This is a genomic window from Bacteroidota bacterium, assembly GCA_016713765.1.
In the GTDB taxonomy this organism is placed as follows: domain Bacteria; phylum Bacteroidota; class Bacteroidia; order AKYH767-A; family 2013-40CM-41-45; genus Pollutiaquabacter; species Pollutiaquabacter aromativorans.
Genome location: JADJON010000001.1, coordinates 1,401,116 through 1,419,133 on the forward strand (window position 1 = coordinate 1,401,116; position 18,018 = coordinate 1,419,133).

Sequence of the window (18,018 nt, forward strand, 5' to 3'; positions counted from 1 at the left end):
TTGAAATATGCGGGATGACTCGACCCTGAATGGCTATGTCATGTCAGGAAAGCGTTATTTTTCGCCCGTGCGGATTCGGTGTCCATTTTTCCTGCTGGTTTTAACGGCTTTCCTGTCGGGTTCACTACCCGGAAGCGGCCAGCCTTACTTCGACCTCTTCAGCGCAAGGCACCTTGCCGGTCCCGGTGAGCTGGGGAGTCCGGGTGGCGCGAAGTTGCGGTCTGAATATTCCTTTGTCCAATTACAAGCGCCGCTGCAAGTGAAGCGGTCGCCGCAACGGACGATCATAGTGGCACCGTACCTTGACCGATGGACCGTTCGGTCATCAGATACCGCGGTGAGCCTGCGCGGCTACGGACTACCGGTCAATTTTCTATTCGCGCTTGACTCAGCCCGATGGGACTTGCTGGGTTCCGTCGTCTTTCGCTGGAATGCTTATGAGGCAAGCCTGCGCGACCCTTCGCAATACGGTGCAGCCTTGCTGATCGGCCGGAAGTACTCGGATAAGCTTCGACTCCGGTACGGAATTTACGCCAACCGTGAATACTTCGGCTGGTGGGTGCTTCCACTATTAGGGGTGGATTGGACCTGGAAGAATGGAAGCCGGGTTTTCGGGATACTGCCCGGATCGCTTACCTGGGAGCGAAAACTGTCGCGAAAGTGGTATCATGGTTTGAGCTATCGGGCCCTGACGACCTCTTACCGGATACCCGGTGAGCGCTACCTGCGCATCAATGAAACCCAACTTGGCGCGTTTGTCGATTTCTACCCGTTTCGTTCCATCGCTATCAATCTGGAAGGCGGGCACTCGCTCTTCCGGCAATTTCGTGCCGGTAAGGTCGATACGCGCGGCGCTGAACTACCCGCGGAAGACGGATGGTACGTACGCTTTGGTCTTTCGCTCCGTAAACGATTCGACTGAAAATGACGTTCGATGCGGTTGTCGCCAGGACTCAGCCTTCGAACTTTTTCAATTGCAGATCCTTTCCGTCGAATACCGCATAGGTGTTGTACCGGATCCAATCACCCAGGTTGATGTACCGGCCTTTGCCATCGACGATCATATCGAGCGGGAGGTGACGATGACCGAAGACCATGTAGTCGTATCGCTTGTTTTGCTGGAGGTCCTTGCAGTATTGAACGAGCCATTCCTGCTCGTCTCCGAGGTAGCGGTCCTCGGCGGTACCGGTAGCGACGCGGCTCTTGCGTGAGAAGTAATCGGCCACGCCGATCCCGAAATTCGGATGCAGGCGCGCGAACAGCCACTGACAAAGCGGACTGGCAAATACTTTCTTGATGAATTTGTATCCGTGGTCACCCGGTCCCAGACCATCTCCGTGTCCGATGTAGAACTTTTTACCGTCGTATTCGGCTTCGATCGGTTTGCGGTAAAGCCGGACGCCAAGTTCTTGTTCCAGGTAGCCGAACGTCCACATGTCGTGATTGCCGGTGAAGTAGTGTACCGGAATACCGGCATCCGTGAAGGCGGCGATGGCTGCCAACAAGCGCACGTATCCTCGTGGTACTACGGTCTTGTACTCGAACCAGAAATCAAACACATCGCCCATGAGATACAGCTCCCGGGTGTCCGGACGAATCTGCTCGAGCCAGCGCACGATGCGCCGTTCACGTTCCAGGCTGCGGGCCCGGTCGGGAATGCCGAGGTGAAAATCGGACGCGAAATAAATGTTCTTACCGGCGGACATCACTGGAGGTATTTTCGGGCAAGTTCAATCGGGTTAAGTTCGCGCAGTCGCAATTCGAAGCGGATCGTCTCAGCGGTGGAGAGCTCTAAACGGTCAAGAGCGTCGCGAATGTCTTTGCTATAGACTGCCGGCAAATAGACGACAAAAATATCGCCCAGGATCGGTAATTCAACACCACCTTCAAAACTGACTTTGCCGAATTCCGGTCGGAAATCGTTGATGTCTTCGAAACTCCCGCCGGCCAGGTACAGCCGGAACGGCAATTTGCCGGGAAGTGTCGTGCTGGCTCTGGCGGTTAGCATCCAGCCGGAGGACTTTCCAAAGTAACTGATCGGTGTCGTAAACCCGCCTTCGGTGAGTACGAACTGATGACTGAAAACGCCGTCTGCTTCATTCCGACCCGGGAAGACGTCGCGAAACAGATAATCGTCGCCGCCCTCGAAACCACTGAGCCGTAGTCGGAAATCCTGCCCAGCAACCGAGGTGTTGTTGATCGAAACGTAGCCTCCGAACAACCTTAACCGAAGCCCTTTCTTCGGGTTCCGATAGGGAAGCAGCAGTTGCTCGGTCAGCGTGACTTTGTACATATCCGGATGCCACTGTGCCTCTACGTTGAGATGACTGGCGTCCGGAAAGGCTGTTACCCGTTCGTAGGAACCCGTCAGGAAAAGATCGTCACGCGTCGTTTTGGAATAGTGGTAGGCATAGGGCAGGTCTTTTCGTATTTGAATGGCATGGAACCGGAGTTGAGATTCCACTTTTTCCCGGCTCCCATGCATGAACTTCAATTGCAGGGAATGGTCCGCTTTCAAATAGTGCAATGCGCCATCGGCTAATACACGACCGCTGGTGTCCTGGTAACTGTCCGTCGCGTAGGCATATCGGCTCCAGCCGGATTGCAAACGGATCCGGCGCAGGTTGCCAGCTTTAGGATAGAAATGATAGCGTACGAATCCACCGAAATTCAATTCCTTGTCTTCCGTTCCGTAGAGTGGCATCGCCAGCACTTCGAATGGTTTCTCTTCAAAGTTCAGGTTGTGCAAGCCGCCTCCGAGCAGCAAACCGTTATTGGTGTTCCAGCCCACTGCCGGAAACAGGCCGATCGTCGTGCGACGGTCCACTTCGTGCCCGATGAAGAACTGGAACCGGATGGGTTCGGTTTTTCGGAGTATGCCCTGCGCTCGACTGAAGTTGTTACGCCGGTTCACTTCCGGTACACGGTTTTCAGGATCAAGAACGAAAGAATCAGCGCCATCCGTTTTCCAATCAAATGCATGGTTGAACGTTGCAGTACTGATCTGTCGCTTTTCCAATAATTGGCTGTCACGATATGCGGCAAGTGAAACAGGGCCGTTGACTTCTCCTTTGTTCATTACCGTAACGCGTGATATACCGCCTTTTCCGGTTTTTACTTCCAACGCAAAATCAGCCTTTGCATTGGTGAACGACCAATCGTCGAAATACCAATCCAGTTTTTTTCCGGAAACGCGTTCGAAAACGGTTTGCAGATCCTCCGGCTGTGGATGCCGGAACGCCCATTCCCGGTAGTAATTGCGCATCGAAAGGTCGAAGACATCCCGGCCCAAGGCGTCTTCCAGCCATACAATGCCCAAGGTCGGTTTTGAATAGGCTGCCGTATAGTAGTCGCTTTCATCATAGAAGAGCGCTGCTGCTCCGGTAAGTGGATCGGAGTTCCGGCTTGCGCCTTTCAGATAATGAAGACGAAGGTGCGGCAGGAAATCCTCAGGTTCGTCGCTCAATCGCAGCCACTGTGAGAACTTCGACTCTTTGGGCGAGCTGACCAGTCGCTGTGTATTCAAATACAATCGGTTCTCCAGGTAAGTGGTCCAGCCTTCATCCATCCAGGGATGCCGACGTTCGTTGCTGCCCAGCATTCCATAGAACCATTGGTGTGCGGCTTCATGGTAAAGCGTCTGCAGGAATTGATTGGCGCTGCATGCTCCGATGGCCACGATGGTCGGGTACTCCATGTCCCGCCCCGCGATGTCATCCACATCAACCACGCTCAGTTGTGCATACGGGTACGGACCGATCCAATTTGTCAGACTGTCCAGTGCCTGGCGCAGTACGGCGTTGGATAGTTTCCAGTTTTGTTCGTGCTGCTGCAGATAGAAACTCCAGATTTCTGGTTTCCCCGGAGCCCGGTCCGCAAGTACCTGATAGTCCTTGGCCGCGAAAAGCGCGAAATCGTGTACACTGTCGGCTTCGAAGTGCAAGGTCATCCCCGCGCTGGTTGCTTCCGGCCGAAGTCCGGCATTCGCTACAACTCCACCGGCACGGGTAACGGAGTCCGCCAGCAACCGTCGCGTATGTTCCGCCTGATCCTTGAGTACACCGGTAGCGGCGACCCAGTAACTCTCCGGTAATGTCAGCTCGACTTCATACCGGGCATATTCTCCGTAAAATTCTCCCCAGCTCTGATACGTCAGGGCGTTCCAGCCATTTCGGTCGTAGACAGCCGGCTTGGGATACCATTGCGTCAGGTAATAACGACCGTCGGCATGTCCCAGTCTCGAAATTGCTGCGTCGGGCAGTTTCACCCGGAAGGGAGTGGCAAGGGTCATGCTCGTACCTGGCGCCAGCGGTTGCTGTAACTTGATTCGAATGATGTCGGCAGCTCCTGAAAAGAAGGTCCATTGTACATCCTGACCATCACACCGGAAGTCCAGCGAGTCCATGAAACCGCGCTCTTCCGGTCGGGTCAATGCGAATACGGGATCCTGGTTTCCGTAAAGTTCCCGCGCCAGCCCGGAACGGTCCTCCCGGTAAGCGTTCGGCCAAACATGTAGATACAATTCGTCCAGTGAGCTGTCGGAGCGGTTGGTGTAATCGATCGCAACCTGCCCGCGCAGCATGTGCTCCCGGTCATCCAGTTTAACCTGAATGCGGTAGGTAAGCGCCTGCTGGAAATAGGGACGTGTCGCTGAAGCGGCTAGGCATGCAAGCCCGAAAAAACAGAGGAACGTGTGATGTAATCGATTCACGCGGGAAATGTAGTAAGCCGGACAGGATGAGCGTGCGGCTTTACGAAGAAGTTTTCCCTAACTGCTCCCGTATTTTGAGTTCAAGGTCCTCGCCCCGTAGTCCCTTGGCGATGATCTTGCCATTGGCGTCCAGCAAAACACTGAATGGTATCGCGTCAATGTTGTAATCCTTCACGAAGCCGCTCTCCCACATCTTCAATTCACTGATCTGCGGCCAGCTCAGGCTGTCTTTCACGACGGCCGCTTTCCAGGCTGCGGCATCCCGGTCCAGGGATACGCCAAGGATCTCAAACTTGTCGCCCCGGTACTTTTTATAAATGCGCACCAGGTTGGGGTTTTCCATCCTGCACGGCTGGCACCAGCTTGCCCAGAAATCAACCAACACCACTTTCCCGCGAAGGGAAGAAAGTGCAAGGGGTTGACCGTCGATTCCGGGAAGTTTGATTTCCGGCGCCAGGCTGCCGGGTGGGAGTTTGCGAAGATCCTGTACGAGGGCGGAAAAATCGCGGGCGTACTTGTTGTCCGGATAGGCCTTGCGTAAATTCTCTTCCAGTTCGCTCATCAGGGGCAGGGATTGCTGCTGGTTGAGGTATTTCGTTGCCGATAGCGAGGCGATCGAATTGTTGTGCTGCCGGATGAAATCCTGCGCGAAATGCTCCATGCTGCGGGAATAGGCGGCCTGCAATTTCAAGCCCACGGAATCTTTTCCAAGAGGATTTTCATTGCGCGCCTTCGCGTAGATCGAATTGAGTGAGTCGGTGAGCTTGCGTTCGTACTCCCGCAGTTTCCGGATGCTCTCCGAATCCTCGGAACCTTTGACCGAGTAGGTCTCGTCAAGTCGCTGGGCGTCACCGTTGATCTCCACCGTTTCACCGCCTCTAAGAATGAGAAACAACAGGTTGGTCGGATTCGCGCGCAGGATGTAATAGTCCAGCTCGGTCACCGGATTGCGAAAGCTGAACTTCCCGTCGGCATCGGTCGTCACGGAATCCAGGGTCACTTCTCCCGATTCCCCGATACGCTGAAAAAGTAGTGTCGTGTTCGGGGCATGACCCAACTGCCCCCTGATTACCGGACCACCGGTATCGGAGGAGCAGGCAAACAAGACGGAAAGGAAGCCGGTGATCAGCAGGAGAAGGAAGCGACGTGTCGTCATTTGTCAGGAACGCGGTAGGTTCCTGCAAAGGTACGGATTCCCTGCCGGAGGTCGTGTCCGGCCATTGTGACCGCAACTTCCTCCGGCTTACCTTTGGCCGGTCAATTCCGGATGAGATCCCTCTTCGCCTCCCGTTACCTGCGCCTGCAAGTGTGGTTCTTTCTGCTCGCCATGACGGTACAGATATTTTTCTATTTCCTGTTTCTTTGGATCAACCGGTCTTCCGCAACGCAAGGTGTTTCCAACGCTTTCTTCAGCACATTTGGGTTGTCCCTTCATTACGATCTGTTCATCGCGTCGTACCTCAGTGTCCCGGTTTTCATTTTCTGGTCGGTTGGATGGATTGCCGGCAGGTCACTGGATCGCTGGCGAAACTGGCTGCTTGGTTACTATTTCCTGGTCTTCTCGTTCCTGATCGTTTTACTGATCGCCGACCTTCCGTACTATGCGTTCTTCCGCGAGCGCATCACTCGATCCGTTCACCTGTGGATCGGAAGTCCGCTGGAAATGGTCAAGATCATCTTCCTGCAGCCGATCTATTATCCCTACCTGATCGCTTTCCTGCTGAGTGCCTTCTTGCTTTACAGACTCATCCGCTCACTGATGCGAAAGCAGAAAGACAACGCGCCGATCTTGATCCCGACCGGAAATCGCATCGTCATCTTCCTGTTCTGGGGGCTGCTGTTGTTCTGGGGAATGCGCGGAGGACGCATCTACCGGACCATTCAGATGAAAGAAGCATTTCTTGCCGGCGACCCTTTCCTGAATCAGTTACCCGTCAGTCCGGCATTTTCCTACATCAACAGCCTGACGGCATTTCGGCTGCAGTTCTCGGACGATGAATTGGCTATGGCACGCGTCCAGGCTCGGCTGGGAAGTCATGACCCTGGCCATCCTTTCGCCAGGCAGGTCCAGCCGCCCGGATCGCCCAAACGCTTTCATGTTGTCTTGATCCTGCTGGAGAGTATGAGCGAAGCGGTCAGTGCCCGGTTGCATCCCGGCCTTTTTCCGGATATCGTCCATCGCATCGATAGCATTGGTTCCAGGTCGTGGTATTTTTCCAATGCATGGTCGGCCGGTATTCATACCTGTAACGGTGTATTCTCCTCCCTCTACGGCTTCCCGGCCATGATGCAGGAGCACCCGATGTCGACCGTTCGCGCGGCGAGTCAGACGTTCTCCGGACTGCCGGGTACCCTGAAACGACTGGGTTACCGGACCGAATTCTTCTGCTCACACGCCGCCGCTTTCGATAACCTCTCCACGTTTATTCCTGCGAACGGGTTCGACCGGATCATTGACCGGCATGCTTTTCCTCCGGAGGCTATGAGCAATGAATGGGGTGTGTCGGATGAATTCCTGTTCGAGCGGGCAATCGCTTCCATGGACTCCAGCGCCGCACTTGGAACTCCGTTTTTCACCCTGATCCAAACGATCAGTACCCATGAACCGGCTGCTCCGCCCGGGAATACGAAGTACCGTAGCGGATTCCAGACTCCGTTTGAGCAGGCTTACGATTATACCGATTGGTGCGTCGGACGCTTCTTTGAAACGGCCGCTACGCGCCCGTGGTACGATTCCACGGTTTTCGTCCTCGTCGGTGATCATGGCCGACCGTTTGTGGAAGACTATCCGGCTCCCCTGGCCTTCAATCATGTGTTGTTGCTGATCCGTACCCCGGGAATGGGTGATAGTCTACGCGCACCGATTGATCAGCCGGTGATGCAAATCGATCTGTTCCCCACCATCATGGGCATCCTGCAGCAGCCCTATCTGAATACAACACCCGGGGCCGATGTGTTTCGCGAACCACGACCCTACGCATATTTCTCACAGGATCATCAATTGGCTGTGGTCGGTAAAGATCAGTTGTACATCGAGAATAAATACGGCAGCCGCTTTTTGTACGCGTTGGACGATCGGAGTAAAACCAACCGGTTGGAGCAGTCGCTTTCCCTGGCCGACAGTATGGCTGCCTATGCACACGACGCGCTCCAGATGACCGATTGGGTCCTGGAGCATCGTCTCGCAGGCTATCCTGGAAAATAAGAAAGCGACCATGATGGCCGCTTTCTTCTGTTAATGTAATTGAATCGCTTAACGGGTGATTTGTATTCGCGAGCTGCGAACCTGATCGCCAAGTTGGATTTTTACGAGATAAAAACCCGGGTTCAGCCGACTGATGTCGAGCGTAGTCGTAGCCGCATTCAATTCGCCATTCATCAATTCCCTTCCCTGAAGATCGGTCAGCAGGTACGTTCCGCCGTTGCTTGATTCGGATAAGGCGATGGTAAGTCGATCCTGCGCCGGGTTGGGGAAAAGTCGCACGGGATTTAGCGAAGGCCGCGTACTCAGCCCGGTGATGGTCCCAATGTCGAGACAGAATAATCCAAGTTGCATGTCGCTCGCCAGCAGCGTTCCGCTGGGGAGATCGGTGTAAGCGGCCCAGCAGCCTGCATAGGGCGGGTTGGGATACGTGCCCGGACTGTTTTGCGGGTGCGTGTCGAAATATCCGGCGAAAACAGGCACTTGCGGGTTGCTGATGTCGTAGATCCAAACGCCGTCCTGGTAATTGGCATTGACCAGTAAATTGCCTTTCACATACGGGTTGTGCGGTGTACAACCCGCATTCGAATAGAATGTGTCCACGACGAACGGATTACTCAGATCGGAAACGTCGACCACTTTGCAGGGCAATCCGTCGGGTACTTCATCCATCATGTACAGGGTGGTCCGGTCGTTGGAAATGAAGCTGCTGTGGTTGTAGCTTCCTCCCGGGGTATAGTTGGTGAGGCTTCCGCGTTGGGTAAAACGGTTCGTGGATTCGTCGTAAGTGAAAATGTACAGTCCCTGGTAACCGCAGGAGGCGAAGATGGTGTCGTTGATGACAAACATGTCATGCACCTGGCTGATGGAGGGATAGTCTTGGTCGAGTCGGCGCAGGAGCACGGGAGTCGCCGGAGACGAAACGTCGTATACGTTCATGCTGGAATAACTTCCGCCTATCTGACTGACCGATGCCACATACAAATGGGTGCCATCGACATACAGCGTGTGGCCGCTGTCGAAGATGTTCGTGCCGTCGTACACGACATGTCCGGAGTCGGGGAGCGTGGTCAGGTCCACGATCTGCAGACTGTTGCCGCCGCCGTCGCTGATGATGTAGAGATAATTTCCGACCGTCTTGTATTCGTGCCAAATGCGCTGGTTCGAACGACCGGGAATGTAGTCGCGCTGAACCGGATTGCCAGGATCGGTAACTTCAATGATGTAGGTGCCTTCGGAAGATCCGATGATGCCGTATTCCCGGTCGGTCAGCGGATCGGCCCAACCCCAACAACTCTGGTATCGGATCCCGTAGACGGGCTCGGCTGGCACTGCCGGGTCGTCGAAGTTGCTGAGCAGGTTGATGTTCTGAAAGCTGAACTGGGCACTGGTGCCATTCAGCGCCAGCGCGCAGAGAAATGTCAGGATGTATTTCATGATTTGGAGGAGTTGATGCTTTTGGAATCAGGAGGGTTTTCTGGCTGCAGTGACGTATCGGGTAATGGTCTGGTCGAATTTTTCACCATCCTGATGGAAGGCGACTTCGATCGGGATGTAAAAGATGGGCATGTTCCGCGTGAGCGCGTCAATTCTTGGGTTGCGGAAACGCATGGCGTCTTTTTCCGTGGTGACCAGGATCTTGTTCGGATTCGCGATCTGGTCGAAGGTTTCCTGGATGCGGCGGATATCCTTTTCGGTGAATTCGTGATGGTCCGGAAAGAGCATCATCTCCAGTTTATCCGACTGTCGCCGGAGGTGCTCGATCAATGTCGCCGGGTGGGCAATGCCGGTTACCATCAGGATGGTAAAGCGCTTTTCGAGGTAATACTGCGAACCCATCATCATGCCGCCGGGCTTGGCGTGCAAGCGGGTGAAATCACCGTAACGGTAATAAGTGAAAAAGACTTGCTGGTGCTCCAGTGGTTGCAAATGTTCCAGGATCCTTTTCCGTTCGATCGGTACCAGGATGGCCGGTGACTTGGTGATGATAATGGTGTCGGCCCGTCGTTGACCGGATTTCACTTCGCGCAGATCTCCGGCCGGCAACAGGAGTTCGGTCTGCATGATCCGGTCGTATTCTATTAACAGGATCTGGTGACCCGGTCGTACGGCCCGATGCTGGAACACGTCATCGAGTAACACGACCTGCGGCTTGGGGTGGTGGCGTTCTAAACGTTGAAGCGCAGCCGCGCGGTCTTCGCCGACGGAAACAAGGATGTCGGAGAACTTGGAATAATACTGCATCGGCTCGTCACCGATCATGTCGGTTCCGGACGGATTGGATACGATCATGAATCCTTTCGTCTTCCGGCCATAGCCCCGGCTGAGCGTGGCGACGCGGTAGTGTGGCCGCAGCAGACGGACGAGGTATTCGATGTGTGGCGTCTTCCCGGTTCCGCCGGTGGTCAGATTACCCACGCCGATCGTCGGCAAGGTCGAGGAATACGATGGCAGGAGCCGCTTGTCGTAGAGCCAGTTTCGAACGATCGTCACCAGGCCGTACAAGAGCGAGAATGGTAGTAAAAGAGTTCTCCAGCCGGACATGCCGGGCAAATTACGCAAATTAGAGCGAGGTGTATAGCTTATAGCCTTGGTCGGGTCAGGCTCGTGTCAGGAGTTGCTGATCGTCCCAAGCCGGCGCATTTCGTAAGTTTGAACCTTCAAGTTCTCGAGAAACTATGGCCGTTACGATCGGAGATGTTGCGCAATGCCTGGAATCCTTCGCCCCGCTGCGGTATCAGGAAAGTTACGACAATGCCGGATTACTGGTTGGTGATCGGAACCAGCCCGTCAATGGCGTCTTGATTTGCCTCGATAGTACCGAGGCTGTTCTGGAGGAAGCGATCCGGCACGGATGTAATCTGATCATTGCACATCACCCGATTGTCTTCTCCGGCTTGAAACGATTTACCGGCGCGTCCTACATCGAACGAGTCGTAATGGGCGCGATCCGGAACAACATCGCGATCTATGCTGCGCATACCAACCTCGATAATGTGCAGGATGGCGTGAACGCACGGATTGCCGCACGGATCGGTTTGCTCGATACCCGGATCCTCTCACCAAAGAAGGGTTTACTCAGGAAGCTGGTCACCTTCGTTCCCCATGCACAGGCAGATCATGTTCGCGAGGCAATGTTTCAGGCCGGCGCCGGGCACATTGGAGAATACGATAACTGCAGTTTCAATGTGGAAGGCACAGGCACCTTTCGGGGCGGAGCGGGGACCAATCCGGCGGTTGGAAAGCCTGGTGAAAACCACCGCGAGCCCGAAACACGGATTGAGCTCATCTTTCCCGCATACCGGGAATCAGCGATTTTAAAAGCACTCTTCTCAGCGCATCCGTACGAGGAAGTCGCTTACGACATTTATTCGCTTGAAAATCATTATAATGAAGTTGGGTCAGGGCTTATTGGCCGTCTTCCGGAACCCATGGATGGCCGCAATTTTCTTCTGGATTTGAAAAAAAGGATGGGAGCGGAGGTTGTCCGGCATACGCAGCTTTTGGATCGAAAAGTCCAAAAAATAGCCGTTTGCGGTGGTTCCGGTAGTTTTTTGTTGAATGATGCCCGTCGGCAGGGTGCGGATGTGCTGGTGACAGCCGACTTCAAATACCACCAATTCTTTGATGCTGAAGGAGATATAATCATTGCCGACATTGGCCATTACGAAAGCGAACAGTTTACCGGGGAGCTGTTTCGGGACCTGATTCTGAAGAATTTTACTACCTTTGCCGTCCGCTTGACGGAAGTGCGGACGAATCCGGTTTATTACCTCTAAAGTACCAGCAGGAAAACCGCGGAAGCATTTCGGAAAATCGGTTCAGGGATTTGCTACTACTGCTGTTTGAAGTAGTTACGATCACGAACCGGGTGAGCGGGCGAGTGTAGGGGGATTTTCATGTTTTTCCCTGTGCTCGTTGTCAATCAGCGCTAACTAAAATCTAGAACGACGTGAGTCTTTCCCGAATCGCTAAAGCCAAGATCAAGACCAAGGCAGCCACCCTGCAGCCCCGTAAGATCGAGAAGATCATCGATGTGTCGCGCCTGGAGCGCAAACTCGAAGAGATCATGAGCCGTGATCACAAGGAGTTCACCGTCGAAGAAAAACTGAAGGCGCTGTATGTCCTTCAGGAGATCGACTCGAACATCGATAAGATCCGGACCATCCGCGGGGAACTCCCGATGGAAGTGGCCGACCTGGAAGATGAACTCGCCGGTCTGACCACCCGGGCCGAGCACATCCAGGAAGAAGTGAATTCGCTCAATGATCAGGTCAACCGCAAGAAGCAGGCTGCCAAGGACGCGAAGGAACTCATCAAGAAGTACGAGGCCCAGCAGTCGAAGGTGAAGAATAACCGCGAATTCGACTCGCTCAACAAAGAGATCGAATACCAGAACCTCGAGATCCAGCTTTCCGAAAAGCGTGTGAAGGAATTCGCAGTAGATGTGGTTGCCAAGGCGGCACTGCACGAACAAACCATTGCGATCCTGAACGAAAAGCAGGCCATTCTCAACCTGAAGAAGGCCGAACTCGACAGCATCGTCGAGGAGACGCAGAAGGAAGAAGAGCAACTCCGTAAGATTTCCGAAAAGGCCCGCACGATCGTCGACGAGCGATTGCTGGCCGGCTATAACCGTCTTCGTAACAATACGCGCAGCGGCCTGGCGGTTGTCAGCATCCAGCGCGACGCCTGCGGCGGTTGTTTCAACAAGATCCCGCCGCAACGCCAACTCGATATTCGCCAGCACAAGAAGGTGATCGTGTGCGAACACTGCGGTCGTATCCTCGTTGATCCCCGCATTTCCGGCGACGACGTAGTCGCGGAGTGATTCCAGGTCAACTTATCACGAAAGCCGGTTCCCAAGACCGGCTTTTGTATTTGTAGGCACTTGTGAACTTCTCGTTTAACCGTTTAACCGTTTGAACGTTGTAACGTTTTAACGTTCAAACGTTCAAACGTTGTAACGTTCAAACGTTAGAACGTTTCAACGTTCAAACGTCTTTCTTACTTTGCATACCGATGCGTCGTTCGCTGCTCGCCATCCTCTTGCTGCTCACCGGATTTTCGGCCAGGGCCAACTTTGAGTTCAATGAAAAGGTCAGCGAAGCGTATACTTCCATCATCCGGTTGCGCCTCGATCAGGGTCAGCAACTGCTGCGCGACGAAAAATTCCGGCATCCCGGAAACCGTATCGTTATCCTGTATGAGAATTACATCGACTTTCTGAAAGCGTTCATTTCGGAGAATGAGATCGCCTTTCTTGAGCTCAAGAAAAGGAGCACGCAACGCTTAAAACAGCTCGATGAATCCTCTTCCGGCGAGCAATCGCCCTGGTACTTGTATGCCAAGGCGGAGATCATCGTACAGGAAGCCCTTTTGCGTGTGAAGTTTCGGGAGCATGTTACCGCTGCCAATCAGATGCGAAAGGCCTGGAAACTGATCGAGCGTAACGAAGCGCTCTATCCGACTTTCGTTCTCAACCGCAAACTTTCCGGTTTTCTGCATACGGTGGTCGGTGCCGTACCGAAAGAATATCACTGGCTGGTCGACCTGGCCGGAATGGAAGGCACCATTCCGCAAGGCGTGGAAGAGCTGAATACCCTGCTGCGCATGCTGCAGGGATCGGAACTGGAACCATACCGGGAGGAGATCCTCTTCTACCTGGGGAACATCCGCCTGTCGTTTTATTCGGGCAACGATCCGGATGAAGGATTGCTCAGTCAATTGGATCCCTATGTGTTCTGGAGCCCGCTGCTGCGCTATTCTACCGTAAGCATCCGCATGCGCGCCGGAAGGAACGATGACGCGCTGCAATTGCTTACCCGACATTATCCTGACACCTTTACCTATGCGTTCCCGTTTCTGACCTATAAGCGAGGCCTGGCCCGCTTGCGCAAACTTGACCTGGGAGCAGAATCCGATTTCCGTGCTTTTCTGAACCAGTACAAAGGCATGAACTACGTTCGCGCCGCCTGGCAGAAGCTGGCTTGGATACAGTTGCTCAAAGGAGATCCGGACGGTTATCGGCAGGTGATCCAAACCTGCAGAACCACGGGCGACCAGTTGGTAGATGAAGATAAAGAAGCCTTCAGTGAGGCGCTCGGCGGAGACCCGCCCAACAAGTTGTTGCTCCGTGCCCGCCTGCTCTTCGACGGCGGTTATTATGACGAGGCGCAAGACGTGATTGCCGGTAAGCCGATCGATAGTTTCCCGCGGTATCGTGACCAGTTGGAAGTGACGTATCGTCTGGCTCGTATCTTACAACGACAGGGACAAGAAGCAAAAGCGATCGAGTATTACGAGACCACGCTCAAGAACGGTGCTTCGGCTCGTTATTATTTTGCCGCGAACAGCGCGCTTTCGCTCGGTAATCTCTACGAAGAGAAAGGTGACCTGCAGCGCGCCCTAACTTATTATCAGCGTTGCCTCGCCCTGGATCACCACGAGTACCAAAACAGCATTGATCAAAAAGCCCAGGCAGGGCTGGATCGGATCGCGGAGGCGCTGGAGAAGCAATAGGGTTTTTTAGTTCCGGGTTTCGGGTTCCGGGTTTCGGGTTGGTTGAAAGTTGAAAGTTTTTGGTTGAAAGTGCTGAGTACTTTATTGATCCCGGCTTCCTATTAAAAGTGTTTTCGTCCCACGTCCTACGTACCTCTATCAAACCCGGAACTCGAAACCCGGAACTAGTTACCCTTAGAACTTCACCCCAAACGTCATGGTGAAGTTCGACCGTACCATTGTTTCCCGTACGCCGGCTACTTCGAGGAAGTTAAGCGTGTAGGGCTGCAGATAACCTTTCGTTTCGGTGTAGGCGTAACCGAAGTCGAGGAATACATTCTTATCCCGAACACCGAATCCGGCAGTGAGCGACTTCTGCGAAAAGTCCGCTCCGCTTACGGCATACTTGCTGTTCATCGGACTGGAAGTGAGACCGCCGCCGGCACGTATCGTGAAATTGTTGATACGCCATTCGGTACCGATGCGTACCGTGTTCGTCGCCGTGTACTTCCGCCGAATCTCATTGTTCACGTCGGCGAAGCTAAAACCGGTCGCCGAGATGCGCGCGGTGGAGATATCGTTGAACTCGTAATCGGCGCTTACGAGGCCATATTGGTTGAAGACGAAGGCGAGACCGCCCATCGCACGGAAAGGAGTGGTCATGTAATAATCGAACGTTCCGGAGGGAGATTGCTTCCGCGCGGTGTAGCCACCGTCGAAGCGCGACTGCATGGTGTTCTGGTACGAGTCGTTCATGTTGTACCAGGTAGGTGTATGGACTGCGGCGCCAAAGCGGACGTATTCGTTGATCCAATAGATCATACCGAATTTCAGGTTGACGCCAACACCGCGGGTGGTAAGGCTTTGATCGAATTGGAACAGTTTGAGGCTGTCGACGAGGTTCTGCTCATCCAGTTCTTCGTAGGTGGATTCCTCGGTGTACCGGAGCGAATTGAAACCGAGCGTGGCGCCGAGGAAGAGCTTGTTGCTGTAGTTGCCACTGACCGAAAACGCTGTTTCCGTGATGGCGCCACGCTTTTCAGAAGAGCGGCGCTGTGTTACGTGTCCGAACGGAACGGCGCTGGTGTAATTATTCAGTGAGTCGGGGTTGATGAGATACGTATAGTAGCCAAGGTATTCGTAATACCCATCGAGGTTCTCGTAGCCGACGCCCTGCGCCTGCTGGGCGAGATAATCGGTGAAGGAGTTGTCGAGGTTGAAGCCTTCGTAGAAGGAACGGCTGTGGAAGTTGTTGATCCGGTTCAGCCCGATACCGAAGTTCCAGCTTTTCCAGCCCTCACCTTCGTCGTTCTTGGTCAGCGGTTGCGTGAAGACGAAGCCGGCGTTGGCGATGTTGAAGTTGTAACGACTGTCGTCGGCAGTGTTGCCCAGGAAGGTGGAAGATGTTTTACCCGCGTAGATCGAAGGAGTAAAGGTCAGCTCCGAGCGACGATAGATCGCCATTCCCGCGGGGTTCTGTGACAGGCTGCTGAAGTCGCCGCCGACAGCGGTGAACGCGCCACCCATCGACGTGAATCGGGCCGTGCCGGTCAGGCTGTACTGGCTGTAACGGAACGCGTCGAGGTCGGTTTGGGCATTTGCACCCAGGGTGCAGAGCATTGCAAGGAGGAAGAGCAGACGATTCATAGTCGTGGACTTACTGGATGAAAAAAGCCCGCACGGCGAAGGTTCTCTCGGGTTGCCGTGCGGGCATGGGGAACAGATGAAGATTGATTACTCGATGTATCAGCGGCGCTTGTTGTTGCCACCACTGTTGTTGGAAGGACGCGAGGGCGAAGGGCTGCTACGCGGAGACGGACTGGGTTGCGAGAACTGCTTCGGTTCGTTCCTCGGCTGGAAGGTCGGGGAACTCTTCTCCTGGCGAGGGCGGGACTCTTGAACACCGCCGCGGTCATCACGGCCACTGCTGTTGCTGCGGAAGTCGAAGAAGCGGTTCTTGCCTGACGGCGAATTCTTCGGCGTTACGTTTCTCGGCTCAGGCTCGGGGCGCGATTCCATGCGCGGACCGGAAGGCTGGCTGAAGGAGTTGTCGCGACGTTCGCCCTTCATTTCATTACGCTTTGGCTGCGAAGGTGCAGGCTGGAAGCCGGGATTGTTCGGCTGCTTCTGCGGTTCCGCAGACGGGATGCTGAAATCGTTCGGACGCGTACCGGTCGGATTCTTGGAAGGCGCGTTTTGCTCTTGTGAAGGACGCGTACCGAATCCGTTGTTGGAAGGATTGGTCGGTTGTGCCTGACCATTGCCTTTCGAAGGCTCTTCGTTGCCGGGGCGCGTACCGAGGTTGTTGTTCGACGGAGTTGTCGAACGCCCCTGTGTCTCGCCTTTGGTCGGGTTGGTGCCAGGACGCGTACCGAAGTCGTTGCCTTGTTGAGCCGGACGCGCAGGTTCAGTCGATCCCTTGGAAGGTTGCGAACCGTTTTGGTTCTTATCGGAGATGATGCCTTGCGTAGGTCTGCTGAAGCCGGGGTTCGGCGTTTGCGTGGGTTTGGCTGAAGGTCGGCCAAGATCGTTCGGTGTTCCGCTCACGGGTTGCTTCGAAGGGGCAAGACCGGCAGGGTCAGGGCGGCTTGCGCCGTTGCCGAAGCCGCCTTGCGAACCGCGCGACGGAAGTTCAGGTGTTACGCGACCTTCCGTTACGGCCTGTTCGTATTTCTGTCCGATCGAGGCGGAGTAGGGACGAGGCGCGTTGCCACCGGGACTGTTGGTGCTGGCAGCACCGCGGGGTCCGTAATACCAACTATTGTTGTCATAGCTGTTGTAGTAGTACGGGTTGCCATAGGTTCCGGCGTAAAGGCCGTCGTAATAGCCATTCCAGTAACCGTTGTTGTAGCCGTTCCAGTAGCCGTTATTCCAGCCACCGCCCCAGCCCCAGTTGTTCCAGCCCCAGGAAGGACCGTACCAGGGGTCGTATGCCCAGGGGCGGTTCCAGCCCCAGCCACCCCAGCCCCAGTTGTTCCAGCCGATGCCGATGGAGATACCGCTGTAACAGAAGGGCTGATAGTAGAAGGTTGACGGCGCCCACCAGTTGTAGCCCAGGTAAATGGACGTTCCCCAATGGACGGGGTTATAATCGTACCAGTAGAGGTTGGTATAGAACGGATCGTAGTAGCTGTACCCGACGACCGGAGAATAGAAACGACGGATGTTGGCCGAGTAGGCATAGTCGTAATAGTCATCCTGATCGTAGTAGTAGTTATTGGTCACATACGTGTTGCCCTGGTCGTCGTACTGACGATTGGTCGAACTGTAATCCGGAGCGGTGTTGTCGTAGTTTGTTGCGGGAGCCGGCTCGTAGTTCGAGTTGTTGTTGGAGTACGTGTTGGGTGCCGGCGCGGGAGCGGTTGCAACAGGAGCGGACGCCGGGTTGTTGCGCGGCGAATAGTACACATCGTCGGCTGGAGTGCTGCCGGGGTAGTAGGTCGAGCTGCACGAAGTGATCAAGGCGATCACTGGGAGGATGTACCGGAATCGAATCGTTTTCATCGCTTTGCTCCTTTCACCGGCGAAGGTGCCGGCCACGAGTGAGGGTAAAATTGGTTACTTTTGTTTGAATTTTACAAACACCGTACCAAAACGGACCAAC

12 protein-coding genes are annotated in these 18,018 nt (G+C 54.5%); 5 read left to right on the top strand and 7 right to left on the bottom strand.

The window, feature by feature from the left end; genetic code table 11:
* Nucleotides 1–7 precede the first annotated feature (7 nt).
* Entirely contained in the window at nucleotides 8–922 is a 915-nt protein-coding gene (locus IPJ96_05350; GenBank protein ID MBK7909774.1) for a hypothetical protein, read from the top strand.
* A 31-nt stretch (nucleotides 923–953) separates the two neighbouring features.
* On the opposite strand, the gene IPJ96_05355 is transcribed toward IPJ96_05350, so the two are convergent.
* Genes IPJ96_05355 through IPJ96_05365 form a run of 3 tightly spaced genes read right to left on the bottom strand, consistent with a single transcriptional unit; the run spans nucleotide 954 to nucleotide 5,867 of the window.
* Nucleotides 954–1,706 carry a UDP-2,3-diacylglucosamine diphosphatase gene (locus IPJ96_05355; protein MBK7909775.1) on the bottom strand — a complete coding sequence of 251 codons (753 nt, stop codon included), beginning with the start codon at nucleotides 1,704–1,706 and terminating at the stop codon, nucleotides 954–956.
* Nucleotides 1,706–4,711, bottom strand: a complete 3,006-nt coding sequence (locus IPJ96_05360; protein MBK7909776.1) for a M1 family metallopeptidase — start codon at nucleotides 4,709–4,711, stop codon at nucleotides 1,706–1,708. The genes IPJ96_05355 and IPJ96_05360 overlap by 1 nt, the downstream gene beginning before the upstream one ends.
* A 40-nt stretch (nucleotides 4,712–4,751) precedes the next feature.
* Nucleotides 4,752–5,867 carry an AhpC/TSA family protein gene (locus tag IPJ96_05365; GenBank protein MBK7909777.1) on the bottom strand — a complete coding sequence of 372 codons (1,116 nt, stop codon included), beginning with the start codon at nucleotides 5,865–5,867 and terminating at the stop codon, nucleotides 4,752–4,754.
* 111 nt (nucleotides 5,868–5,978) lie between these two features.
* Here IPJ96_05365 and IPJ96_05370 point away from each other — a divergent pair, with 111 nt between their 5' ends.
* A complete protein-coding gene (locus IPJ96_05370) occupies nucleotides 5,979–7,916 on the top strand; it encodes a sulfatase-like hydrolase/transferase (GenBank protein MBK7909778.1) in 1,938 nt (645 codons plus the stop codon).
* Between the two features lie 48 nt (nucleotides 7,917–7,964).
* Here IPJ96_05370 and IPJ96_05375 read toward each other — a convergent pair whose 3' ends face one another.
* Nucleotides 7,965–9,350: a choice-of-anchor B family protein gene (locus tag IPJ96_05375; GenBank protein ID MBK7909779.1), complete on the bottom strand. Its 1,386-nt coding sequence runs from the start codon at nucleotides 9,348–9,350 to the stop codon at nucleotides 7,965–7,967.
* Nucleotides 9,351–9,377: 27 nt separating this feature from the next.
* Entirely contained in the window at nucleotides 9,378–10,457 is a 1,080-nt protein-coding gene (lpxK, locus tag IPJ96_05380) for a tetraacyldisaccharide 4'-kinase (GenBank protein ID MBK7909780.1), read from the bottom strand.
* Between the two features lie 134 nt (nucleotides 10,458–10,591).
* On the opposite strand from lpxK, the gene IPJ96_05385 reads away from it, so the two are divergent.
* The 3 genes from IPJ96_05385 (at nucleotide 10,592) to IPJ96_05395 (ending at nucleotide 14,435) form a co-directional block, all read left to right on the top strand.
* Nucleotides 10,592–11,692: a Nif3-like dinuclear metal center hexameric protein gene (locus IPJ96_05385; GenBank protein MBK7909781.1), complete on the top strand. Its 1,101-nt coding sequence runs from the start codon at nucleotides 10,592–10,594 to the stop codon at nucleotides 11,690–11,692.
* 290 nt (nucleotides 11,693–11,982) lie between these two features.
* The gene (locus IPJ96_05390; protein ID MBK7909782.1) at nucleotides 11,983–12,744 is read left to right on the top strand and encodes a hypothetical protein; all 762 of its coding nucleotides are present in this window, start codon (nucleotides 11,983–11,985) and stop codon (nucleotides 12,742–12,744) included.
* 191 nt (nucleotides 12,745–12,935) lie between these two features.
* Nucleotides 12,936–14,435, top strand: a complete 1,500-nt coding sequence (locus tag IPJ96_05395; GenBank protein ID MBK7909783.1) for a tetratricopeptide repeat protein — start codon at nucleotides 12,936–12,938, stop codon at nucleotides 14,433–14,435.
* 174 nt (nucleotides 14,436–14,609) lie between these two features.
* On the opposite strand, the gene IPJ96_05400 is transcribed toward IPJ96_05395, so the two are convergent.
* Complete coding sequence (locus IPJ96_05400; GenBank protein ID MBK7909784.1) at nucleotides 14,610–16,061, bottom strand: hypothetical protein; 1,452 nt, start codon at nucleotides 16,059–16,061, stop codon at nucleotides 14,610–14,612.
* 99 nt (nucleotides 16,062–16,160) lie between these two features.
* The gene (locus IPJ96_05405; protein ID MBK7909785.1) at nucleotides 16,161–17,954 is read right to left on the bottom strand and encodes a hypothetical protein; all 1,794 of its coding nucleotides are present in this window, start codon (nucleotides 17,952–17,954) and stop codon (nucleotides 16,161–16,163) included.
* Between the last annotated feature and the right edge of the window lie 64 nt (nucleotides 17,955–18,018).